Annotated in this window: 18 protein-coding genes; 17 read left to right on the top strand and 1 reads right to left on the bottom strand. The window is 54.5% G+C overall.

Features of this window, described 5'->3' with window-relative positions:
• Positions 1–24: 24 nt before the first annotated feature.
• Positions 25–951: an ABC transporter permease gene (locus tag RB298_RS09055; RefSeq protein ID WP_009589944.1), complete on the bottom strand. Its 927-nt coding sequence runs from the start codon at positions 949–951 to the stop codon at positions 25–27.
• A gap of 459 nt (positions 952–1,410) precedes the next feature.
• Between RB298_RS09055 and RB298_RS09050 the strand changes: the two genes are divergently transcribed.
• The 17 genes from RB298_RS09050 to RB298_RS08970 all read left to right on the top strand — a co-directional run bounded on the left by RB298_RS09050 (position 1,411) and on the right by RB298_RS08970 (position 24,578).
• A complete protein-coding gene (locus RB298_RS09050) occupies positions 1,411–3,690 on the top strand; it encodes a helix-turn-helix domain-containing protein (protein ID WP_486046898.1) in 2,280 nt (759 codons plus the stop codon).
• A 125-nt stretch (positions 3,691–3,815) separates the two neighbouring features.
• A complete protein-coding gene (locus RB298_RS09045) occupies positions 3,816–5,333 on the top strand; it encodes a DUF3502 domain-containing protein (protein WP_015736579.1) in 1,518 nt (505 codons plus the stop codon).
• A gap of 363 nt (positions 5,334–5,696) precedes the next feature.
• Positions 5,697–7,070, top strand: a complete 1,374-nt coding sequence (locus RB298_RS09040) for an alpha-L-fucosidase (protein ID WP_486046897.1) — start codon at positions 5,697–5,699, stop codon at positions 7,068–7,070.
• Positions 7,071–7,073: 3 nt separating this feature from the next.
• Positions 7,074–10,190 (top strand): glycoside hydrolase 5 family protein, encoded by a 3,117-nt coding sequence (locus tag RB298_RS09035; RefSeq protein ID WP_486046896.1) that lies wholly within the window; start codon positions 7,074–7,076, stop codon positions 10,188–10,190.
• Between the two features lie 299 nt (positions 10,191–10,489).
• Positions 10,490–12,781 (top strand): glycoside hydrolase family 3 N-terminal domain-containing protein, encoded by a 2,292-nt coding sequence (locus tag RB298_RS09030; protein WP_486046895.1) that lies wholly within the window; start codon positions 10,490–10,492, stop codon positions 12,779–12,781.
• 173 nt (positions 12,782–12,954) lie between these two features.
• Positions 12,955–14,760, top strand: coding sequence for a sensor histidine kinase (locus tag RB298_RS09025; protein WP_486046894.1), 1,806 nt, complete (start codon positions 12,955–12,957; stop codon positions 14,758–14,760).
• Complete coding sequence (locus RB298_RS09020; protein WP_486046893.1) at positions 14,726–16,417, top strand: response regulator; 1,692 nt, start codon at positions 14,726–14,728, stop codon at positions 16,415–16,417. The genes RB298_RS09025 and RB298_RS09020 overlap by 35 nt, the downstream gene beginning before the upstream one ends.
• 94 nt (positions 16,418–16,511) lie before the next feature.
• Positions 16,512–18,194: an extracellular solute-binding protein gene (locus tag RB298_RS09015; protein WP_486046892.1), complete on the top strand. Its 1,683-nt coding sequence runs from the start codon at positions 16,512–16,514 to the stop codon at positions 18,192–18,194.
• 112 nt (positions 18,195–18,306) lie between these two features.
• Positions 18,307–19,206: an ABC transporter permease gene (locus RB298_RS09010; protein ID WP_009589934.1), complete on the top strand. Its 900-nt coding sequence runs from the start codon at positions 18,307–18,309 to the stop codon at positions 19,204–19,206.
• A 17-nt stretch (positions 19,207–19,223) separates the two neighbouring features.
• Positions 19,224–20,105 carry a carbohydrate ABC transporter permease gene (locus tag RB298_RS09005; protein WP_486046891.1) on the top strand — a complete coding sequence of 294 codons (882 nt, stop codon included), beginning with the start codon at positions 19,224–19,226 and terminating at the stop codon, positions 20,103–20,105.
• A 150-nt stretch (positions 20,106–20,255) separates the two neighbouring features.
• Entirely contained in the window at positions 20,256–20,732 is a 477-nt protein-coding gene (locus RB298_RS09000; protein WP_486046890.1) for a DinB family protein, read from the top strand.
• Positions 20,733–21,065: 333 nt separating this feature from the next.
• Entirely contained in the window at positions 21,066–21,989 is a 924-nt protein-coding gene (locus tag RB298_RS08995; RefSeq protein ID WP_486046889.1) for a DUF7638 domain-containing protein, read from the top strand.
• Positions 21,990–22,055: 66 nt separating this feature from the next.
• Positions 22,056–22,823, top strand: a complete 768-nt coding sequence (locus tag RB298_RS08990) for a class I SAM-dependent methyltransferase (RefSeq protein ID WP_452520397.1) — start codon at positions 22,056–22,058, stop codon at positions 22,821–22,823.
• Positions 22,824–22,898: 75 nt separating this feature from the next.
• A complete protein-coding gene (locus RB298_RS08985) occupies positions 22,899–23,294 on the top strand; it encodes a DUF6508 domain-containing protein (RefSeq protein ID WP_486046888.1) in 396 nt (131 codons plus the stop codon).
• A 77-nt stretch (positions 23,295–23,371) separates the two neighbouring features.
• Complete coding sequence (locus RB298_RS08980) at positions 23,372–23,638, top strand: GNAT family protein (RefSeq protein ID WP_486046887.1); 267 nt, start codon at positions 23,372–23,374, stop codon at positions 23,636–23,638.
• A 90-nt stretch (positions 23,639–23,728) separates the two neighbouring features.
• Entirely contained in the window at positions 23,729–24,103 is a 375-nt protein-coding gene (locus tag RB298_RS08975) for a VOC family protein (RefSeq protein ID WP_096775942.1), read from the top strand.
• Between the two features lie 52 nt (positions 24,104–24,155).
• Positions 24,156–24,578 (top strand): VOC family protein, encoded by a 423-nt coding sequence (locus tag RB298_RS08970; RefSeq protein WP_486046886.1) that lies wholly within the window; start codon positions 24,156–24,158, stop codon positions 24,576–24,578.
• The last annotated feature ends 37 nt before the right edge of the window (positions 24,579–24,615 follow it).

Here is a 24,615-nt window from a genome sequence, read left to right as displayed (position 1 = left end):
CCTTCCGAATGAATCCGGCTTGCTTTAGAACAAGGCATGGTCCGGATTCACCTTCTTCACGATTTTGTTGCTGCCCCATACGAGAATAAAGCCGACCACGGATTGATACAGTCCGACGGCCATGGCTTGTGCCGGATTCCCGATGGTGCGGAGGGAACGGAACACATACGTATCGATGACGTCAACCGTCGGATACAGCAGCCCGTTGTCCTTGACGATGGCATAGATCATGTCGAAGCTGCCGTACATGATTTTGCCCAGAGCCAGCAGGGTTAAGATGGATATGGTCGGCAGCATGAGCGGAATGGTGATGTGGCGGATGAGCTGCCAACGGGTAGCGCCGTCGATCCGGCCGGCTTCGTAATAACTGTCGTCAATTCCCGTGATCGCCGCCAGATAAATGACGAGGTTCATCCCGAGGTCCTTCCACACCGCCGCGGTCGTAAGAATCCACGTCCAGTATTGCGGAGAGGCGTACCAGTTGACGGGGTCGATATGGAAGAACGCCAGGATCCGGTTCAGGATACCGTAGTCGGTCGACAGCAAGCTGTAGATGATGTAACTCACGATAACCCAGGACAAGAAATGCGGGAACAAAATCGTGGATTGGGTCACCCTCGAGAACCAGCGGCTGCGGAGCTCGTTGAACAGTATGGCCAGCGCCATGGCTGCGAGCGTGCCGACGATGATAAATAGAAAATTGAGCTTCAAGGTGTTGAAGGTGACCTCCCAAGCCCGGGGCGACGAGAAGAAGAACTTGAAATTGTCAAAGCCGACCCAGGCGGAATTGAAAAGTCCCGTCTTGAAGTTGAATTTCTGAAACGCAATGAGCATGTACGGAAGCGTGAAATAACCGAAGACCAGCGTATAGATGGCAGCCGGTACGACGAGCAGGTAGGCGGATCCGTTCGAGCGGATTTCGCGCAGGAAGCCGAAGCGGCTTTTTTTCATGAGTAGGCACGTCCTTTCGTAAGTGATGGGGGCTGCAAGCGTAGCAGTTCTGTTTCGAGTGTAAAGAGAGTTGCCGCGTGCAGTAAACTATGAAAATGGAGTTTGAGCGGATTGAAAGGGGGGACGCCTGCTTTAAAAAACGGCAAAAACTTCGAATTTGAGTATTTCGCACAGTGTCGCCAGGATTGAATAATGACCGGAAAAGCTTGATTTTATAAGGAGTTTAGCCGATGAAGCCTATGAAGGGGAGTTTGGGGAGGGAAATAAAGAATGCGTTTTCATATTGATGTATGCCCTGAGCAAATGTAAGATGAGAATAAAATATCTATCCGTTCCAAGCGATCGGATGGCTAAGCAACCCCATAAAATTAACATGTATATTACATATAATGTTAGTAATATTCATGGATGATAAGTTCTCAGTTTGCTATACAGACCGAAAGATAAAGGAGGGAGAATATGATCCGGCAGCGATTATTCCGTTATGCAGTGTATCGAAATATGTTTCTCAGCTTTGTTTTGCTCACGGCAGCCATGATTGCCCTCGTAACCGTCGTCCTGTACATGATGTTCTCCTGGAGCACCGCGAAGGAGGTAGGAAAAATATCCGAGTCGATGCTGAAGCAGAACAGCGCCGTATCCAGCGTCATCCGCGACCAGGTGTATAACGTGGGCAACCTTCTGCTCAGCGACAAGGAGATCGTGAACGCCCTATTGGACAAAGAGGCTGATCCGCTGAAACAATATGGCGTGTTCGGTACCCTTAACCGGGTCCAGTCCACCTATCCGTTCATCCATTCGATCGGGATCTATAACGGCTCGAATAACACGTACCTGAATACGAAGGGGATTACCAAGGAGCAGGAGAAGGCGCTGCTGGAGGAAATCAACAGCAAAAATACATCTTATTTTCATCTGTTCCCGCGCAAGATCTCTTCCGCCACTTCGGCGAAGCGGAGCGAAGACGTCCTGACTTTCGTTCTCCTTCCGAGCTATTATTCGCCGCTAAGTTCCAAGGGCGCGATCGTAATCAACATGAGCACCGACACCATCCAGGATCTGATCGGAGGCTACCGCAACGAAGCGGTGGATTCGCTTCACGTCATTGACGACAAGGGAACCATCATCACCCATTCGGATCGGTCCCGGTTCATGGAGGATGTATCGCAGGAGTCCTATGTCCAGTCCATTCTGGAATCGGACGCGGAAAGCGGTTACTTCACCCGCTCCATCGACGGCCGCAAGAGCCTGGTTACCTATGTCAAATCCAAGGATATGAACTGGACGTTTATCAGCGTTAGCCAATATCAAAATCTGTTGTTCAACATGCAGGCGCTCCGAACGTCGGCGCTGGTTCTCGCTTTGGCCTGCTTCGTCGTCAGCATGTTCTTGTCGATCTGGCTGACGCATCATGCGTACAACCCGATCCGCCACCTGCTGGAGAAAATGAGCGCCATTCCGAAGATGAAGGAAAACCGTCGGCAAATCAACGAATTTGCCATATTGGATACCACTTACGCGGAAATGACGGAGAAAATGAAGTCGATGGAGTCCGAGGCTTCCGTCGCCCGGCAGGCGCATGTGCTGCAGCTGCTGAAAGGCGGCGACGAGACGGCATTCCGCCGTTTGGCCCGCGAAGGCAAGGGGCCCTATTTCTTGGCGGCCGTCCTTCTGCTCGACAGCTTAGACGGCTCGCCCGGGGGCGAGGACGAGGAGCTGCAGTCCTATACCTGCGCGGCCGTCGCCCAGGCGGCCCAGCAGATGCTGGAGCCGGAGGGAGCGAGCGTGGCAACGGTGGGGGACGGAACCATTGCGATCATTCTCCCCATGAAGCAGAGCCGGCTTCCGCTCCATGTATTGGGCATGCTGGAGGAGCTGCAGGGCGAGATGCTCCGCACGCTCCGCGTGTCCGTCACCGTCGGCATCGGAACCGCCGCGCAGACGTACGAGGAGCTCCGCGAATCGTTCGATTGCGCGCAGTCCTGCTTCCAGCAGCGCTTTTTCGCGGGAAAGGGCAGGATATTCCATGGCGATCCGGTCATCGCCGCGGAGTCGGAGCATTCCGAGGCGCAGTATCCGGACAAGCGAGAGAAGCGCATCATCGAGGCCATCAAGCTGCAGCAGCGGGATAAATTGGAGAAGGAAATCGATCAGTGGATCAAGGAAATACGCGATTACAACTACCATGAAGTCATGTTTTTCATCAACCAGTTCATCGGCGGCCTGTACAAGCAGCTCAATGTCCATACCGTGAAAAATCGGGAAAGCGCGGATCTCTTCCTCGACTTTACGCGGCGGATTACCCGCTTTCAGACGCTGCAGGAAACCGCGGATGCCCTGAAGGATCTTGCCCTTAGGCTCTGCAGCCTGTCCGAGGAATCGGGAGCGGTCCGGCATGCGGAGGTGGTGGATTTTATCCAGATGTACGTACGCAAGCATTATGCAAGGCCGGATATGTCGCTCGAGCAGGTGGCGGGCGAGGTGAAGCTGTCCCGCAGCTATGTCGGCAAGCTGTTCAAGGCGCATTGCGAGCTGTCGTTCAACGATTACCTGAATGCCGTTCGTCTGGAGAAGGCGCGTGAGCTTCTCGCAAGCACCGAGGAGTCGGTTCAATCGATCAGCGAGCAGGTGGGCATTCTGAATACGACCTATTTCTACACGCTGTTTAAAAAGCACTACCAGATCTCGCCGGCCCAGTTCCGCAGCCAGCATGCGATCGAGACGAAAAAGGCGCAGTGACGGGCAGATTCAGTGTTTTAAAATGGCGAAAACCATCATTTTGAAGTATACGTTTTCCCTACTGTCTCCTTAAGATAGGAATCGTACCGCATGACTAAACCAAATGAAGACAGGGGGACACATGCATGAAAAAAAGGAAAGCGCTAGCACTATGGTTGGCCGCGATATTCATGGTTTCCGTGATCGCGGGCTGCTCCGGCGGCGGCGACGCCGGCAGTGAGAATGGATCGGCGAGCGGGGAGAACGGCGGAGGGGACAAGCTGCCGGTACGGTATTTGCTTCCGGGCTCCGCGCCGCAGGATTTGGATGCGGCGGTCAAAGCGATCAACGAGAAGCTGGAGGCCGACGGTCTGAACCTTACCTACGAACCGACGTACATCGCGTGGGACGTATGGGATCAGAAGACCAACCTCATGATGTCGACGGGCGAGGAATTCGAGCTGATAGCCATCATGCACGATACCAAAGGACCGACGGTGCTTGCGGGCAGCGGCGGTATCATTCCGATCGACGATCTGCTGGATCAGTATGGCACCGAGCTGAAAGCTTCCATGCCGGACTGGATTTGGGAGTCGTCGAAAATCAACGGCAAGATCACGTACGTGCCGAACTTCTGGGCGGATACCGCGTATAACGATGGCATGTTCACGATCCGCACCGATCTGCTCGAGAAAAATGGCCTGAAGCCGCCGACATCGCCGGAAGAGCTGCTCAATGCAGCAGAGACGCTGCAGAAGAATTGGCCGCAGGACAACAAGAACGTATATATCAAGATGCTGGAGGAGCCGGCCTACTTCCTGCATACGACCTACGACACCTATCCGTTTACCGTGGCCGACAACATGATTTACATCGACCAGCAGGGGAACGTGAAGTCCTGGTTCGAAACCGAGGAGTTCAAAAAAGACGTGAAGTTCATGAACGAGGCTTACAAGCGAGGGCTGATCATGAGCGATCTGCTTACGACGCCGACGGAGGTTATCAACCAGGAGGAGCTGGCAGGACGTTATCTCTACCGTCCGGGCGACGTTGGCTTGAGCGATGCCATTCTTCAGACGTTCCCGGATGCGAAGCTGGATATTTATTATTTGGCCGACCAGCCGAAATTCAGATCCTACGCGATCCGGAATTCCAACGGGATTTCGGCCACGTCTCCGCACCCGGAGGCCGGCATTCAATTCTTGAACTGGGTATACAGCAGCCAGGAGAACATGGATCTCGTCCAAAGCGGCGTGAAAGATGTGCATTGGAAGGATACAGGCAAGAATACCAAGGACTATCTGGCCAAGAACGAGAATGGTTCCCCGGCTTATGAGCTTCCATACTGGCTGCTCGGCCACGTTGAAATGAACCGTTATCCGACGAATACGGACCCAGCGCGACTGGAGCGCCGAACGACGGTATCGGAGGACGCCGTGAACAGCATCACGATCGGCTTCACCTTCGATCCGACCAACGTTGCTTCGCAGTACGCCAACTGCATCGCCGAGCTGAAGACCAGCGTCTATCCGGTCATGCACGGGGTCGTGAAATACGAGGACGCCTACGATAAAATGCTGGCCGCAATGAAGTCCGCCGGTCTCGATGAGGTCGTTGATGAATACAAACGGCAATTCGATGAGTGGAGAGCGGGTCAGTCGTAAGGTCAGCGCACTAACGGCTAAGAAACATTGGAACAGGGCAATCCTTTCCCCGGTTTGATAACCGGGAAGGGGTTGCTTTTTTTCGTGCGTCGCCATGGAGCGTTCCGTGAGGAGTACAGAGGGAATTCCAAGGAGACTCCAAGGGGATTCGAAAGTGATCCACGTTACCGTTTAGGACTTCAATTCTCCGATATTGGCCAAAATCAAAGTTTTCTCTCAAAAGTAAAGTGTTCAAGACAGGGATTCCCGGGCTAGAGTAAAGGTCATAAGAAGCCTTGAGACTGCTCAAAGAGTTTGAAGCGAAAGTCTTTATTAAGGCTGGCCGCACGGCAAGAGCCGTGCAGAATAAGGAGGACGTAGTTCATGACCAAGCAAACACAAGCCATCCGGGAAGGCTGGCAATGGTTTACAGAAAGCCGGTACGGCATGTTTATTCATTTCGGGCCTTATGCCCAATACGGGCGCGGCGAGCAGGTTCTGTTCCGGGAGCATTTGGACCAGGCCGAATACGCTCGGAAGGCCTGCGAGTGGAATCCGGAATTCTTTGACGCCGAGCTTTGGGCGTACACCGCGCGCAAGGCGGGGATGAGATATGCCTGCTTAACGACGCGGCATCATGACGGGTATTGCTTGTGGGATACGGCCACGACGGATTATTCCAGCGCGAAGCAGGCGCCCGGCCGGGATCTGGTGCGCGAATTTACCGATGCGTTCCGGGCCCAGGGGCTTCGGGTCGGCTTATATTATTCCTGGATCGATTGGCGGATCCCGGCTTATTTCGACGGACCGGAGAAGGATCCCGAGGGCTGGGAGACGATGAAGCAGTATTTGCATGCCCAAGTGGAAGAGCTGGTCACGAAATACGGGCGCATCGATCATTTCTTTTTTGACGGGGTCTGGCCGCGAACCGCGGAGGACCTGGACAGCATCAAACTGGTGGAACAGATGAAGTCGATTCAGCCGGACATCCTGGTGAACAACCGTCTTGGGCTGTCCGAGGAGGAGAAGCTGCATGCGGACGGCGGCGGCGGCTCGGGCGATTCCGAGGTGCTGGGCGATTTCGGCTCGCCGGAGCATGTCATCGTCCCGGATCAGAAGCGGCTGTGGGAATCCAGCCAGGTCACCACGTGGAGGCTGTGGGGGTACACGAACGGCGAACGATGGCGTCCGGCCGACGTTCTGCTCGACATGCTGTGCGAGTGCGCGGAAAAAGGGGGGACCGTGGGCGGCAATCTGCTGCTTAACGTCGGACCGCAGCCCGACGGACAGCTTCCGCCGGCGTTCGTGGAGCGGGCGCTGAAGATCGGGGAGTGGCTGGACGTTCACGGCGAGGCCATCTACGGCTCCGACGGCGGGAACCTCACGGAATTCATCACCTACGGGCGGCAGACGATGAAAGACAACAAGCTGTATCTCATCATCCGCTTCTGGGATGGGAGGCCGGTGCTGAGGCTGGCGGATCTGGTGACGCCGGTATCACGGGTGACGCTGCTGACAACGGGGCAGGAGCTGTCGTTCCGACAGGAAGGCGACGTGCTGTGGATCGAAGGGCTGCCGCGGGAACGTCCGACCGAGCTCTTCCCGGTCATCCGCATCGAATGCGAGGAGCGGCCGCAGACCAATCCATGGGGAGTGAACCGCCTTTGGACCGGCGACCCTTCCCGGATCGCCGACTGGGCGCGAACGCGCGGTACATCCGTATACGTCGACGGCCAGCCGCGGACAAGAAAGGAGTAGGCGATGAGAACGCTAGTATTTTACGACGAGCATTTTCCTTACGAAGGCGAACGTCCGTCTGCTGAAGCACTGGAGCGATTGCGGGAATGGGCGGTGGTCTCAGGTGCCGCGGACGTGGCTGATCGTCTGACGGAAGGCGGCTGGGACGCGCTGGTTCATCTGCACGGGCCATACTTTCCGAAAGCGGCTTGGGCGGCCATCGAAGCCCACCTGAAGGCCGGCGGCGGTCTGGTTCATGCCGGAGGCGTGCCTTTCCGCAGGCCGGTTCGAGAGCTGAACGGAAGCTGGCATGCCGAACGCGAGCAGCTGGCTTACCATCAGCGAATGGATATCCATGATGCGCTGGCGGTTGACGTATCGCGCGTCCGGGAGCTGAAGGCCTCCGCCGAATGCCCGATCCTGCTGGGGCGCGAGGAGCTGTTCGGCATGGAGCCGACCTGGGGCTTGACGCTGCATCCGACCAAAGCGAGCGACATCCCGGCCGAGATGGGGGCATGCGGTCCGATGGACGCCGTCATCTCGCCGCTGCTGATCGGCATGGACCGTGATCGACGCGAGCGGTCCGCTCCGGTCGTCATGCTGGAGCAGCATAAGGGCGATTACGCCGGGGGCCGCTGGATTCTGATCAACCAGCAGCTGAGGGCATCGTTCTGGGAGACGAAAGGGATGGACGTCCTGAAGGAACTGGCCGATTACGCGGGAACAGGCGTGACGGAGCTGTGGCTGAAGCCGAACTACGCCTCCTACGAGCCGGGCGAGCAGATGCGGCTGACGATCCAGCTGCAGTCGTTGTCCCGGACGTCTGCCCCGGCGCAGACCTGGTATTTTGCAGTGAGTCTTATCAAGGAAGCTGACGGCGAGACCGTCTGGACCGGACAAGAGAAGTCGGAAGCCGGCATGGAAAAGCGGGATCTGCAGCAGCTTCGCTTGTCCGTACCCGTACGGCTGGAAGCGGGCTTGTACCGGATCGTTTGCGAAGCCGAGTCCGATTCCGGGGAGCGCCGCACCCTGACCCAGGCGGTATGGGGCGTCGATCGTCCGCTGCTGCAGGCGGGAGAGCGGCTGGAATGCGGGCGCGATTACTTCCGCCGCGGCGGACGGACGGTTCCGATCGTTGGCATGACGTACATGACCTCCGACGTCGCGCGCAAATTCCTCCATCTGCCGAACGTGCAGCGTTGGGATGCGGATATGGCGGAGATGAAGCGGGCAGGAATCAACCTGATCCGGACGGGCATATGGACGGGGTACCGGATGATCATGTTTGCCGACGGCCATGCGGCCGAGGACGTCATGCGGGCGATCGATGCCTTTATCCTGACGGCCAAGCGGCATGAGCTTGAAGTGACGTTTACGTTCTTCTCGTTTGCGCCCGAAGCCTGGGAAGGCGTGAACCCCTACCTGGATCCGCGATCGGTGGAGGCGCAAAAGCGCTTCGTCGCCTCCATCGTCGGACGTCACAGGGGCACGACCAACGTGCATTGGGACCTGATCAACGAGCCTTCGCTGTTCGATCCGAAGCGAATCTTCGAGGGGCCGGTATCGATGGGGGACCGGTTCGAGCGGCAGGCCTGGTCCGAGTGGCTGCGGCAGCGCCACGGGGATGATCTGGCGCTGCTTCAGGAGCGCTGGAACATGACGCCGGGCGAGCTGCCTTCATTCGAGTCGGCGCCTGCGCCGAGTCCGGACGACAAGCTGTTCAACAGCGTGCTGCAGCCGAAGAAGTGGGGACCGTGGATCGATTTCACGCTGTTCACCATGGACATGCATAATCGGTGGGCGTCCGAGCTCATCGGCACCATTCGCCGCTCCGATCCCCGCCAGCTGGTAACGGTCGGTCAGGATGAGGGCATCTGCTCCCAGCGTCCGTCGCCTTCGTTCTATGGCCCCGCGGTCGATTACACGACGGTCCACTCCTGGTGGCAGAACGATCACCTGGCCTGGGACGGCATATTTACGAAAACGCCGGACAAGCCGAATCTGATCCAGGAGACCGGCATCATGCACGTGCAGCGTCCGGACGGCATCGCCAAGCGGACGGAGGAAGAGCTTCGGAGCATCCTGGAGCGGAAGTACGCGTATTCGTTTTCGACCGGGGGCGCGGGTGCCGTGCAGTGGATTTGGAATATTAACTACTTCATGGATAATGCCAACGAATCCAACATCGGGGCGCTTCGGGCGGACGGAACGCAGAAGCCGGAGGCTGATGTGTCCTATGACTTCGGCCGCTTCATGAAGGAAGCAGCCGGCCTGTTCGACGATGAACGGCAGCTGGAGGATATCGCCATCGTTTACCCGTATTCGAATGATTTTTCCAGCCGCAAGCTGGCGTACGAAGCGACGACGAGAGCCATGCGCGCATTGACGTTCGGCATGAACGTCCATCCGCGGGGCATCGGCGAATATCAGCTGGAGGACCTGAAGCGCTATCCGGCCAAGCTGATCATCGTGCCGAGCGCGCATAATTTCGACGATGGCGCGTTTGCCCAGCTCCTCGACTTGGCAAGGGAAGGGAGCACGGTCTTGTGGACCGGCCCGCTTCGCACCGATGCGTATTGGGGACCGGCACCGCATCGTCTGCAGCAGGAGATCGGCGAAACCGTCCATGCCAACGTTCTTCGGGAAGAAACGCTGGAGCTGGCGGGAGAGCATTTCGCCGTTTCGTTCGGCGAGCGGAAGATTAACGCGCTGGCGGTGGATCGTCCGGCGGGCCGGTTGGATGGGACGCTGGCACCCGTCACGGTGACCTTGGGCTCGGGACGGTTCATCTGGTGCCCGCTCCCGGTCGAGATGAACGAGCGCTGGGAGCCGATCCAGGCGCTGTACGCGGAAGCTATCCGCTCCGCAGCCGTTTCGCCTGAGATGGAATGGCCGAAGGGAGGCGAGCTTCCGGGTATTTACGGCCGCAAGCTGACGTTCGGGCAAGGAAGCTTGTACGTCTTCGTCTCCGAGCATGGGGCAAGCGCAGAGGTCGAGGTAAAGGACCCGGCAACCGGAAAGGTCTACGCTTTCGAATTGGAACGGGAGCGGACCGTGATGTTTACGACCGATGCCGGGGGACAAGTGCAGACGGTTTACCGGCCGGAGGAGGTTCGCATCCGGCAGATCCAACCATCTTGAGGCGTGCTCGCCCATGAAAAGGTTGGAAGACGGTTCTAGCCGTTGATCTGGTTTGTCCAGGTGCGGTGCAGCCATTCTGCAGGATACGCATAGTGGGAGGTTCTTCGGCCGATTAGATCGTGCCGGAGAGCCTCTTTCTTCCATCGGAAATTTCGGCAGGGCTGCTGCTTAGCGGTGTGGCGTTGAATCCGATGGGAAGAGCATAAAACCGAAACCCCATAGGATGCGGGAACATTCAACAAACGGTTGCATGAGATCAATAAGAACGAATCTAACAGGAATAGGAAAGGGTGTGCGCCATGGACTACAAGGACGCTGCATGGCCGGTTTCGCGGCGGATCGAGGACTTGCTGAAGCGGATGACGGTCGAGGAGAAAATCGGGCAGCTGATCCAGCCGTTCGGCTGGAAAGCTTACATAAGAAGCGACGACGGTACGATCAAGCTAACCGAGGAGTTCAAGTCGCAGCTTGCGGAGGGAGGAATCGGTTCCTTGTACGGAACGCTGCGGGCCGATCCCTGGACCGGGGTGACGCTGGCGAACGGTCTGTCCCCGCGGGAAGGGGCGGAAGCGGTTAATGCGATTCAGCGTTATGCGATGGAGCACTCGCGGCTGGGGATTCCGATTCTGTTCGGGGAAGAATGCTCCCACGGGCATATGGCGATCGGGGCGACGGTGTTTCCCGTACCGCTTACGATCGGCAGCACCTGGAACACGGAGCTGTTCCGCAGCATAAGCCGCGCCGTTGCCGCCGAGACAAGAGCTCAGGGGGGAGCGGCCACCTATTCGCCGGTGCTGGACGTGGTACGGGATCCCCGCTGGGGCCGTACCGAAGAAACCTTCGGCGAGGATCCCCATTTGGTGGCCGAATTCGCGGTTGCCGCCGTGCAGGGACTGCAAGGCGAGCGCCTGGATTCGCATACCAGCCTGCTGGCTACGCTGAAGCATTTCGCAGGCTACGGCGCTTCCGAAGGGGGACGCAATGGGGCCCCAGTTCACATGGGCCTTCGGGAGCTTCACGAGGTCGATTTGCTGCCGTTCCGCAAGGCCGTTGAAGCGGGTGCCTTGTCGGTCATGACGGCCTATAATGAAATCGACGGAGTCCCTTGCACATCCAGCGGGTACCTGCTGCAAGACGTTCTTCGGGAGGCGTGGGGCTTTGACGGCTTCGTCATTACCGATTGCGGCGCGATCCATATGTTGGCATGCGGTCACAATACGGCCGGATCGGGCGTGGAGGCGGCGGCCCAGTCGCTGAAGGCCGGTGTCGACATGGAGATGTCCGGGACCATGTTCCGGGCACATCTTCACCAAGCGCTGGAGCAAGGGCTGATCACTGAAGACGATCTGAATATGGCAGCCGGACGCGTGTTGCAGCTGAAGTTTCGCCTGGGACTCTTTGATCGGCCTTATGTGGATCCAGCCTGGGCAGAGCAGATCATAGGCTGCAAGGAGCATATCGCTCTGGCCTACCAGGCGGCGGCTGAAGGCATCGTGCTCCTGAAAAACGAGGGGAACCTGCTGCCTCTGGATTCGAGCAGCGGAACCATTGCCGTCATTGGCCCCAACGCCCATGCGCCGTACCATCAGCTTGGCGATTATACCTCCCCCCAGCCGCCGGGGCAGATCGTAACGGTGCTGGACGGCATCCGCCGACGGCTGGGAGACAGCCGCGTGCTGTATGCGCCGGGCTGCCGCATACAAGGCGATTCAAGGGAAGGGTTTCCTCGGGCGCTGGCATGTGCCGAGAAAGCCGACGTCATCGTGATGGTGCTTGGCGGCTCCAGCGCACGGGATTTCGGGGAGGGCACCATCGATCTGAGAACCGGTGCCTCGGTCGTGACCGGACATGCCGAGAGCGATATGGAATGCGGGGAAGGGATTGACCGCTCGACCCTGACGCTGATGGGCGTGCAGCTGGAGCTGCTGCAGGAGCTCCAGAAGCTCGGCAAGCCGGTGATTGTTGTCTATATCAACGGACGGCCGATTACGGAGCCGTGGATCGACGAGTTTATTCCGGCGATCGTCGAAGCTTGGTATCCCGGCCAAGAGGGAGGCAGCGCGATTGCGGACCTGCTGTTTGGCGATATCAACCCGTCCGGCCGTCTGCCGCTGTCCATTCCGAAGGAGGTTGGCCAGCTGCCGGTCTCTTATAATGCCAGACGGACCCGGGGCAAGCGTTACCTGGAGACGGATCTTGCGCCGCGGTATCCGTTCGGCTTCGGCTTAAGCTATACGGAATTCCGTTACGGCCGTCTGACGGTCGAGCCGGCCGTTGTTCCCATAGGCGGCGAAGCCACGGTCCGGATCGACGTGACCAACGCGGGAGCACGGGACGGCGCGGAAGTCGTTCAGCTGTACGTCTCGGATTTGGCCGCCTCCGTGACCCGTCCCGAGAAGGCCTTGAAAGGGTTCCGAAAGGTGTTCCTGAAGGCCGGGGAAACGCAGGAAGTAACGTTCACCATCGGCAGCGAGCAGCTGGAATTGATCGGCCTTGACCTGAAGCCGGTGGTGGAGCCGGGCGAGTTCCGCATTCAGGTCGGTCCCGACTCGACGAGAGGAGTGGTCGCAAGCTTGATGGTGGAAGGCTAACCGGTCCGTCCCTCCCAAACATAATGAATCTTAACGATACAGGTTCAACCCGGCGAAAGCGGATATCCTGAAGTTGTCGGATGTCCTTGCTTTACCCGGGCTAACCGGTCGTGAACAATCGTTTAACCGTTATGGTCCGTTTTCATCCTGTATATCGGTAAGGCGAAGCGATCATGGTAACGAAGTGGAGGAAAACGATGAAGCTGCTGTGGTTCAAATCGATTTATCCCAAAATCGTGGCCGGCTTTTTGTTGGCCATTATGCCGGTTTACGCCGCTGCCCTCTACATGAACGAGTCCGGGCTTGCGAGCGTGGAGCAGGAAATTACCCAGTCCTTGAATGCGAGGACTAATTTTTTCATGCGCACGCTGGAACAGGAGCTGCGATCGACGGTGCTGCTGATGAACGATTTGTCGCAGGACTCCGACCTGCAAAAGCTAAGCACCATCGCGCCTGCCATGAGCCGTTCCGAATATTTTCAGGCGATCAACCGCCTGCAGGGCAAAATGCGGCTGCTGCAAAGCTCCAATCAATACGTTCAGGAAGCCAAAACGTATATTCCGTTGATTGAGAAAACGATTGAGCAGGTGTCGTACGAAGGAGCCATGCCGCCAGAGCAGATGAAGGCGCTTGAGGAGCATCCCGAACGGGTCATTTTCGAATGGAAGAACAAACTTCTGCTGGGTATGGTATACCCGGAACGATTGCGAAACGGCCATCCGCCTAATTTTGCGATTGCGGCGGAGCTCTCCGTTCCGAAAATGCAAACGGCGCTCCTGCAGCTGGCCACGGGGGACGGGGGCGCCGTTCTCATCGGCGTGGACAATAGCTGGGTCCTGACTCAGGAGGACGGAGGCAGCATCGGTCCGCGGTTGGCCGAACACATTGACTTGGAAGCGCTAACAGGCACCGAGTTTTCAAAGCTTCCCTACAACACGAAGGTAAAGGCGGACGGGGCCAACTATTGGGTTAGCGTGGAGCGCTCCGCCTTTTTGAATGCCGACCTGGTGGTGTATGTGCCCGAAGCCGAATTCTTGGGCCCGCTGGGGAAATACCGCATGATCTTTTTCGGGCTGTCTGGCTTCTCCCTGCTGGTGGTTATTCTGTTCTCGGGCTGGATCTACAGCCGAATTCATCAGCCGCTTCAGCGGATGGTGAGGGCATTCCGCAACATCGATTTCGACAGTCCCCGGGTGGAGCTGCGCCATAAGCATCATGACGAGTTCCACTATCTGTACGAGCAGTTTAACCATATGGTGAAGCGCCTGCAGGTACTGATCCACGAAGTGTTTGAGCAGAAAATCCGCTCGCAGCGTTCCGAGCTGAAGCAGCTCCAATCCCAAATCAACCCCCATTTTTTATATAACAGCTTCTTTACGCTCCATCAGATGGGAGAGATGGAGGATTACGAGAATATCGTTCGTTTTACGAGGCATTTGGGGGAATATTTCAGGTTCATCACCCGCAACGCTGCCGACGAAGTTTCGTTGAAGGCGGAAGTGGGGCATGCCAAAGCTTACGTGGACATTCAGTCCATCCGTTTCCATAACCGGATATCGGCTTATTGGGATGGCATCCCCGGTGATTGGGAGCAACTGGACGTTCCGCTGCTCATCCTTCAGCCCTTAATCGAAAATGCATACGAGCACGGACTTGAGGAGAAGGAGGCGGACGGGCAAATCCGGGTTACCATCGCCGCTGAGCGGCATGTCCTGCATATCGTCGTGGAGGATAACGGGGAGACGTTGACGGACGAAAGGCTGCGGAACCTGCAATCCATGACCGCGAATTCGGACGTGAAAGGAGAGATCACCGGTTTATCCAACGTGCACCGACGCCTTCGATTAAAATTCGGGCCTGTGGGCGGATTGACCTTTTCGAGAAGCCGGTTGGGCGGTTTGAGAATCGATATGACACTGCCAAAGCAGGAAAGGAGCGAGACGGATGAAGAGCAGGTTCAGAATACTGATCGTGGATGACGAACCTTTTATCGTGAACGGGCTTGCGGAATTGTGCCTTGGCGCGGAGTTTCTCGAGCTTGAGGTATATAAGGCTTATTCCTCTTCGGAAGCCTTGGGCTGGCTTAAACGGGCGAAAATGGACATCGTTTTGTCGGATATCAAAATGCCGGGGTTAAACGGCCTTGCCCTGCAAAAGGAAATATCCAGGCAGTGGCCCCATTGCAAAGTGATTTTTTTGACCGGATACGACGACTTTTCTTATATCCAGGAGGCCACCCGGCAAGGAAGCGTCGATTACGTTCTCAAGGCCGAGGGAAACGATGCCGTGCTGAGCGCGATCGAGAAGACCGTGGAGCTGCTTGACCAGGAGATGGAAGCAGACATTCTGCTTGCCAAAGCGAGGGACAATATGCGCATGGCGCTGCCTTTTTTACAGCAGCAGTACGTTCTGGAGCTGATGCAAAAAGCCCCTGGTCCTATTCGGCGGGAGGAGCTGGAGCAGCGCTTTGCGGAGCTGGAGATGAAGCTGGATCCCGGCAAGCCATGCCTGCTGCTGTTATGCAGGCTGGACGGCTGGCAAAGGCAAGAAAGTCCATCGGCCCAATCGCTGATGCTGTACGCGGTCCAGAATATCATCGGCGAGCTGCTCGGCCCGATGACCGACGGCATGGCCGTGGAGTTCGGCAGGGCCAAGATGATCTGGATATTGCAGCACAAAGAGGAGGGGGAGGAGCATCCGGAGGAGGTTCGAAGTCCGGCGGCGGAACGGGTCCAGCGTTTTGTCCACGGGATGCTGGAACAAATTCAGGACGTTTGCAAAACGCTTCTGAAATTGAAGACGTCGTTTGCCATGGCTGGCGAGTGGGTCGATTGGGAACGGCTGCCGGACAAGTTCGAAGGACTGAAGCAGCTGCTGGACAGCGGCCTCGGGATCGGCCACGAATCTTTGTTGACCGAAGCCCGTGAGCGCAACCGCCCGGATCGTACGGGGCATTTTCTGGGGCGCTCTCGCTCGCATCTGAAGCGGATGGAGCTGCTGCGCGGCTGTTTAGACAATGGGGACCGGGAGGAATTCATGGAGCTGTTCCATGAGGTGACCGATACCTCTTCCTTCCCGCCGGAGGTTGAATATTTGCTGAAAATGGAGGTATATTACGGCCTGGTGTCCGTGATGATGCCGTCCCTGGTGGATATGGAAGCTCTCTGCCGGAACGTGGAAGGGGAAGGGGCGGTGGATTATATCACATTGACTCATTTGGAGGAGCATGATTCCTGGACGGAGGCGGCCGAATATTTCGAAAGGCTGGCGGACATCATCTTCAACCGGAAAGAGCAGGGGAAGCAGGATCAGCAGCATGAAGTGATTGCCAAAGTTCAGCGGTATATCGAGGATCACTTAAGCGGCGACCTGTCCTTGACGCAAATCGGGGAGGCCGTGGGACACAACCCTTCGTATTTGTCCAGATTGTACAAACAAGTGACCGGTGAGGGCCTATCCGAGTCGATCAATGCGGCACGGCTGGCCAAAGCGAAGCAGCTGCTGAAGGAGACGACGGACAAAATCCATGTCATCGCCGCTGCGGTGGGTTTCAGTTCTCCGCCGTATTTTTACCGCTTTTTCAAAAAAACGACCCATTTGACGCCGCAGGAATACAGAGAACTTCACAACATGTAAAGAGAAGATATCAAAGTAAAGAGCTTGAAGTAGATAGCTCTTTTTTTGTTCCCTTATACTCTATACAAACATCGAATTCAAGGAGGTCGCAAACATGAAGAGAAATAAGATCTTGTCCCTATTGTGGATCAGTATGCTGGCTTTCGTGTTTATTTTAAGCGCTTGCAGCAAAGGGGAAGGAGGCGGAGGCAGCGCGGCTGGTTCATCCACCGATAGCGAAGCCTCGGCCATGGAGCCGGGCGACCCGTTCGGCAAGTATGATCCTCCCATTCAGCTGGATGCCGTCCGGTTTGTGGGAGAAGAAGTGAAGTTCCCGTCCGGACAGGATATTAAAAACAACGTGTGGACCGACCTATATAAGGAAATGGGCATCAACCTCAACTATAAATGGGTGGTAACGGGCCAGGAGCAGTATGAATCCAAAATGAATATCGCGATTGCTTCGAATGACCTCCCGGATATCATGCAGGTGACGCCGGAGCAGCTGCGCCAGCTTGCGGACGCCGGGCAATTGGCGGACTTGACGCCCGCTTTCGAGAATTACGCCAGCGATGACCTGAAGAAGGTCATGGAGATCGAGAAAAACGCGCTCCCTTCCGCGACGTTTGACGGCAAGCTGTTGGCGATCCCGTCCACCCAGCCGGTAATCGGCGGCTCGGCTCCCCTGCTGTGGGTCAGGGAGGATTGGATGGAGAAGCTGAATCTGCCTGAACCGAACACGATGGATGACCTTGTGACCATTGCGGAGGCGTTTGCCCAGCACGATCCGGACGGTAACGGCAAGGCGGATACCTACGGACTTGCGCTGACCAAGGATATCGGATTAAACAGCTCTTCGGTAGGTTTCTTTAACGGCTTCGGCGGTTTCCCGCAAATTTGGATCGAAGACGCGGAGGGGCAACTGCAGTTCGGCAGCATTCAGCCGGAGATGAAGGAAGCGCTGGCCAAGCTGCAGGACATGTTCAAGAACAAGCTGATCGACCCCGAGTTCGGCGTAAAGGATACCGTCAAGGTCTTTGAATCCGTGACCACCCACAAAATCGGCATGCTGATCGGACCAAGCTGGTATCCGGCATGGCCTTTCTGGGACATGGTGAAAGAAGATGAATCGGTGAAATGGAAGTCCTACCCTATCCCGTCTTTGGAGGGCGGTCCGGCGACGGTGCAGATGCCTTTTGCCGTCTCCCAATATTACGTGGTCAAAAAGGGGTACGAGCATCCCGAGGTCATCGTCAAGCTGGCTAACCAGTACTACGAGAAGCTGTACAGCGACAATGCCGAATTTGACAAGTACGGCCAAATCGTCGAAGACGGCGTATCCATCGGGGTCAACAAATATTCGCTGGTCGAGGTCGTCAATCCGAACAAAGACCTGATCCGGCAGGAGGAGCTGGCCAAAGCGCTAGAATCCGAAAGCGACGCGGACATCACCAGCGCCGAAACGAAGATCATGTTCAAGGAATTTCAGGAATATCTCGCAGGCAACAACCCGATGGGCTGGTCCGGCTATGCCGCCAATGGGCCGGAAGGCTCCATGAAGCAGCTTCGCGATTTGAACGATGCGGGCAAAGTCATCTCGAACGGTTATGTCGGCGCTCCGACCGAGACCATGGCCGACAAAAAGGCGACGCTCGACCGGCTGGAACAGGAAACGTTCATCAAAATCATTTTGGGCGAGGCGAGCATCGACGCCTTTGATGAGTTCGTGGCTAATTGGAAGAAGCTCGGCGGCGACAAGATTACGGAAGAAGTTAATGCATGGAAGGCCGCCAGATAAGAAGTTCGGCTAACGGGAACAGGGGAGGGAGGTTTCTGACACCCGCCCCTGTTCTCATTTCACCACCTGCTGAAGGCGAATGGGATACACATTGACAGACAGGAGGATCGCCATGTTAAGCAAAAAATTTCGGCGGCAGTGGCCGCTTCATTTGATGATCTTGCCCGGCATCGTCATCGTACTGATCTACAGCTATTGGCCGATGATCGGCATCGCCATGGCCTTTCAGAAATTCGTTCCGTTCAAAGGCCTATTCGGCTCGGACTGGATCGGGCTGGACAATTTCCGCTATGTGTTCGATCTGCCGGAAACCGGCCAAATCATTTGGAATACGGTGTTTATCGCCTTCATGAAAATCATCGGGGGATTGGTCGTGCCGATCCTGGTTTCGCTGCTGCTGAATGAGCTGAGGAACGAGCTGATCAAACGGGGCGTGCAGACGCTCGTCTATTTGCCGCATTTTTTGTCGTGGGTCATCCTCGGCGGAATCTTTATCGACATTTTGTCGCCGACGAACGGGATCGCGAACCAAATATTGGGCTGGTTCGGCATCGAGCCGATTTTTTTCCTGGGCAGCAACCAATGGTTTCCTTATACCCTCGTCATAACGGACATCTGGAAGGAATTCGGCTTTAGCACCATCGTCTATTTGGCCGCGTTAACCTCCATCAATCCTTCCCTGTATGAGGCGGCTACGGTCGATGGCGCAAACCGCTGGAAACAGACCTGGCACATCACGCTTCCCGGCATGATGCCGATCATCATTTTGCTGGCAACCCTCTCGCTCGGGAACGTGCTGAATGCCGGTTTTGACCAGGTGTTCAACTTGTACAGCCCGCAGGTGTATGAGAGCGGGGACATTCTGGATACGTTTATATACCGGATCGGCATGCAGGGTGCCCAGTATGGGGTAGCCACGGCGATCGGCCTGTTCAAATCCTTGATCTCGTTCGTCTTTATCGTGACGTCCTACGCCCTGGCATCCAAGTTCGCCAATTACAGAATATTTTAGGAAGGAAGGTGTCCCGTATGCATAAACCGTCACTCAGCCGCAAATTTTTTCTTGGCTTCAACTACGCTTTTCTGATCGGTCTGGGGCTGCTCTGCTTTCTTCCCATCGTTCATATCCTGGCGGTTTCTCTCAGCTCCAAAGGCGCGGCGACGGCAGGGATCGTGAAGCTGTTGCCCGTCGATTTTACGCTCAGCTCCTATCAGTACGTGTTGAACAAACCGCAATTTATGGTAGCCATGTGGGTCACCGTGCAGCGCGTCGTTCTTGGGACCGGGATCAGCATGCTGCTGACCCTGCTCATCGCTTATCCGCTGTCGAAGGAATCGCGGGATTTTAAATTCCGCACGCAATATGCCTGGTTCTTCGTGTTCACGACCCTGTTCTCCGGAGGCCTTATTCCAAGGTATATGACGATAAGGGATACCGGACTGATCGATACGATTTGGGCATTGGTCATCCCGGGTGCGGTAGCTGTGTTCAACGTGATTTTGCTGCTCAATTTTTTTCGCGGCCTGCCCAAGGAGCTGGAGGAATCCTGCTTCATTGACGGCGGGAGCTACATCACCAGCCTGTGGAAAATATACGCGCCGCTGTCGCTGCCGGCCATGGCTACCGTAACGCTGTTTACGATCGTCGGCCAATGGAACGAATGGTTTGACGGACTGTTGCTGATGAATTCTCCGGAAAAATACCCGTTGTCGAGTTATCTTCAGACCGTTATCGTGCAGACCAACCTGACGTCGATCAATGCAGACGATGCCGCGGCACTCTCCGAAGTGTCCAACCGAACGTTTAAAGCCGCGCAAATATTCATCGGCTCGCTGCCGATTCTGCTGCTGTATCCCTTCCTCCAGCGTTTTTTCGTCAAAGGCATCGTGCTTGGCAGCGTCAAAGAGTAATACGAAAATAGGCGTTGTGTTTCGTTTGATCTCCGTGCTTTTTCGTTATATATGGTATAATTTTCTAGTGGGCTGCTAGGGGCTAGGTGCTATGGCTAGCATCGTCAATTCAGGCTTACCGATACAGCGATCAAGAGAGGAGAGTGCAACATGAACGGAGCGTATCTTCAATTGTACGATTATCACATTTGGGCGAACGAAAGATTATGGGACCATTTGCAATCCTTGCCGGAAGGCGTGTTTCTCCAGGAAGTGAACCTGGGCTTTACATCCATCGCCGAAGTCTTCGGTCACCTTGCAGCTGCGGAGGAAGTTTGGTTTGCCCGAATCAAGGAGGAAAGACCTCCGTCGCTTGCCGCGAGACCGTTCGCGAATATGGCAGCAGCTCGTCAATACCTGAGCCGGCTCCAAACCGGGCACCATGAATATTTGGCGTCGGTTGGCGATATGGGGAAGGTTGTGACTTATCACAACACTGCGGGTGAGGCATTTCAGAATTCGATTTCGGAGATTCTCCAGCAGGTCGTAAATCATGGAACCTACCATAGAGGCAATATCACGACCATGCTTCGGCATTTGGGACACAAAGGAATCATAACGGATTATATTGCTTTTTTAAGAGTGTAGTTTAAACGCACCACACATAGGGGACTTCCTGCTGCCATGATCACATGAGCCAGGGAGTTCTTTTGCTATTTTTACCAAACGGAAAAGAGGATGTAAAATAGAATAAGAATGCCAGGTTTACAAGAGGGATGATGGGGAGTCGGTTTTGGTAGAGAATGTTTATAAATATCGTTGGTATAGAGCTTCCTGCGGCTCTCTTATATGATGTAAGGAATGCCCTCATAGCTATAGAAATTCATAGGATCAATAGAGCGACGCGGGTGAATCGCTGACACATTCGAGGAATACCAAAACACGAAGCCATATACTGCCTATAATCGGAAGGTGATTCATATGAAAAAGATTCGGAGATCCAAAATCGTTGAAGGTACTTCCATACCGGGAATAATCTGCAACGGAGGTCAGTACTTTTATATTGGCGTAGATATCTATGAAGACGGCATGATCAATTGCTGGGAGCTGGTTGACCTCAAAGGCCTAAAAAACAAGATCGATTCGAACTGGCTGACGCCTGTCGTTCCGCTTGGCGAAAATCTGTCGATCCATGGACTGGGTGCGTTCCGAGTCAAGGAAACGAACTGGAGATTCCATCCAGACAGCTATTATGAACATATTAAGCAGACCATTGGCGTGATGAATCCGGAATTCGTGAATATCTATGAAGTTTCAGAGCGTGAGCAGAAGCAATGGGAGACCAGAAGAGTGGCCCACTCCCCTCGTCCCACTGATTTTTATGTGAAGGATGAAATGTTCTATCAAACGGTGGAGGGCGACGGTTTCCACATTTTCATGAAATATGAGGGTGCGAATTATTTAGTTTATTTGAATGTGTACCAGGACGGTCAAGTCTTGGTACACGACCTGCCCCTTGACGTCCGCAGCCATCTCGATGAGCTAAACGAATGGTTTCAGGACGGGACGCTGTTCACGACATTCGATGGAGCGCTGCCTCTTAGCATAGCGGGACTTGGCGAGGTTACGCTGTCTGAACCGTTGTATGCGGCAGACAAGGAGGAGAAGTTCAAGGAACTTATCGACATCCACAGGAAATTGAACGGGGAGAAATCAGCGCATGAAGAATGCAGGGACGCTTATTATTTATATCTAGAAAATCCCACCGAGTTTTACAGGGAACATTTAAGAGAGAAATATGAACGGGTGCCCGAGCATGAGCGGATGTACTTGGGTGATATGGATTCTAAAGATTGGGACTACCAAAGAATCCTCTATCGGCCGGATGAGAAGCGGGAAGTGTAGTGGGCTATCATATCAGCCGGGTGGATGGGAAACAAAAAACATTTTAAAGAAAGTGAGGCCATTACAATGTATAGTTCGTACGGAGCGCTGTGTACGGAAGTGTATGATCTGAGCAAACCGTTAGGTTTCTCGTTTGGCGACGTGGAATATTATACAGAGCGCCTAAAAGACGTTAAAGGCAAGGTGCTGGAAGTTGGATGCGGATCGGGCCGGGTATTAATCCCGTTGCTCCAAGCAGGCATCAACATCGAAGGCGTGGATAATTCGGCTGCGATGCTGGACTCCTGCAGAAGAAGATTAGCGGAATTGAGCCTTGAGGCGAAGCTGTTTGAAGACGAGATGCATAACTTTTCGTTGGCGGATGCCTATGAAGCCATTATCATTCCAGCAGGATCTTTTCAATTAGTGGAAGGACGCGATCGGGCTGAATCGGCTCTGAAGCACTATGCTTCCAATTTGACCCCTGGGGGCAGGTTGATCGTGGATTTGTATATTCCTACGGATTTCGACGCGAATCACACCTCGACTAGAAGCTGGGAAACTTCCGATAACGAAGTCATCGTTTTGGAGGAAAGACGTACGGAATGCAATCTGCTTGACCAGCGCATCGTATCGATCCTGAAATATGAAAAATGGAAGGAAGGCCATCTGGTTCAGACCGAGCTGCAGCGGTTTCCTCTAAGCTGGTATGGGATGCATGAGTTTGAACTCATGTTAGAGAAGCAGGGATACGATGAGATTACGAAGTCGGCTGACTATCGCTGGATGAATCAACCTGTAAATGCGGGTCAGATGATTACATACGAGGCTAGGAAGGCTTCAAGGGGGCGTTAACAGGCATCAGGGCGTTTATATGTGGTGCCATGGGTACCTTGCGCGATGACGAATAAAAATCAATGAGGTGACGGTATGCCGTATGACTCAGACTTAACTGCTTCAGATGTGGAGCGGTTGCTCCCATACCTCGAATATTTCCAAAATCCCGGGTCCGTTTTTTGCCATGACGTTAATGGATATCGATGTGAAAGCAAAGAAATCGGAAGTTTTCGTAAAGCGTTGGATGAAGTCGGCTTCCTCATGGTATTTAACTGGAGCGAATGGTTAGCGGAGAATGAGGCTTATCGAGATTTAGATAACCCTGTGGGGAGCAGCATTCGCAGCGCCGATCTGGTAACCCTTAGAAAATTGATGACCAGTTATGTTCGCGGTGACCGATTCAATGAAGGGTTATTCCTCAGCGTATGCATGAAAGGATATGTTGCTGAAATTTTAATGCGACTGAGAGAGTTGAAGAGCTCGCTATAATATTTGGAAGGTTGAGCGGGGAAATATCGCATTTTTGAATATATTGATACTCTGAAACTTATAAGAAAGGTGCCTTTATGGAGATCTTTGGAGAGAACGTCATTTTATCAAAAATCACTATACATGATCTGGATTTTATCTGCGGAATGGAATGCGATCGGGATCTATGGCATTTTGAAGAATCGGTTGAGTCAGATCAACAAGTCGTTCGCAGCAAATATATGGCCAGAATCAATGAGGGAGGCGAAGCAACAGCCTATGATTTTATAGTCAGATTAGCTGATGATGAGATGCGGCAACCGATCGGACTGGCTCAAGAATGGAGTTTATTACTCCATTCTTGAAAAAGAGTTTTTTGGTGACGAGGAAGACGGGATTAGGTAAGCTGTGAATTATGAAACGGAACTATATCTATAAGATGGAGGGATTTAATAATGACTCATACCCCAATGCCCATTCAGAAAAGGATAGCGTCTGTATTTATTCATGTTAACGATATGGAAAAAGCTGTAGAATGGTATGCAAGGCTTCTGGGTGTGCCTTTCAGATCCGGTCCCTATGAGGAGATGTACAGCATCCAGCTGGACAATCTGTTGATCCTGCTGGACAGCCACCGATCCGGTCGGTTTACGCCTGCAGAGCAGGCTTTATTCGCACTGCCAACGGATGACATTGACCAAACCTACGAATATCTAAAATCCATTGACGTGACGATCATCGGAGAGATTGAGCGGTTTCCGGATATTTCGTTTGTTTCGATTCAAGATCCCGACGGGAATCTCATGATGATCGTGCAGGAGGATAACTAGAAACGAATATTGAAGACTAGCTGCATACTCAACCTTAAGGAGCTGGAAGGACATGATACAATCCATTGTTCATATCGCGTTAGTCGTGAAGGACTATGACGAGGCCATTGCATTTTATACCGAGAAGCTGAATTTTACTTTGATCGAAGATACATATCAGCCCGAACAAGACAAACGCTGGGTGGTTGTTGCTCCTCCCGGGTCGGTCGGCACGACGATATTGCTTGCCAAAGCATCCAAGCCGGAACAAGAGCCGTTTATAGGCAACCAGTCGGGCGGCCGAGTGTTTCTGTTCCTGAATACCGATGACTTCTGGAGAGATTATCGCGAAATGTCGTCGCGGGGAATCGAGTTTGTAAGAGAGCCGAAAGAGCAGGATTACGGCATGGTAGCGGTATTCAAGGATTTGTACGGGAACCTGTGGGATTTGCTGGAGCTGAAAGAAGATCATCCATTGATGAAACGTTTGAAGTAATCGATACATCGATCGTTTATTGAAGAAACGATAAGGA

Source organism: Priestia sp. BR_2, assembly GCF_041954005.1.
GTDB lineage: Bacteria > Bacillota > Bacilli > Paenibacillales > Paenibacillaceae > Paenibacillus_AQ > Paenibacillus_AQ lautus_A.
The sequence above is the reverse complement of the archived record's forward strand: the minus strand, read 5'-3'. Positions and strand labels throughout refer to the sequence as shown.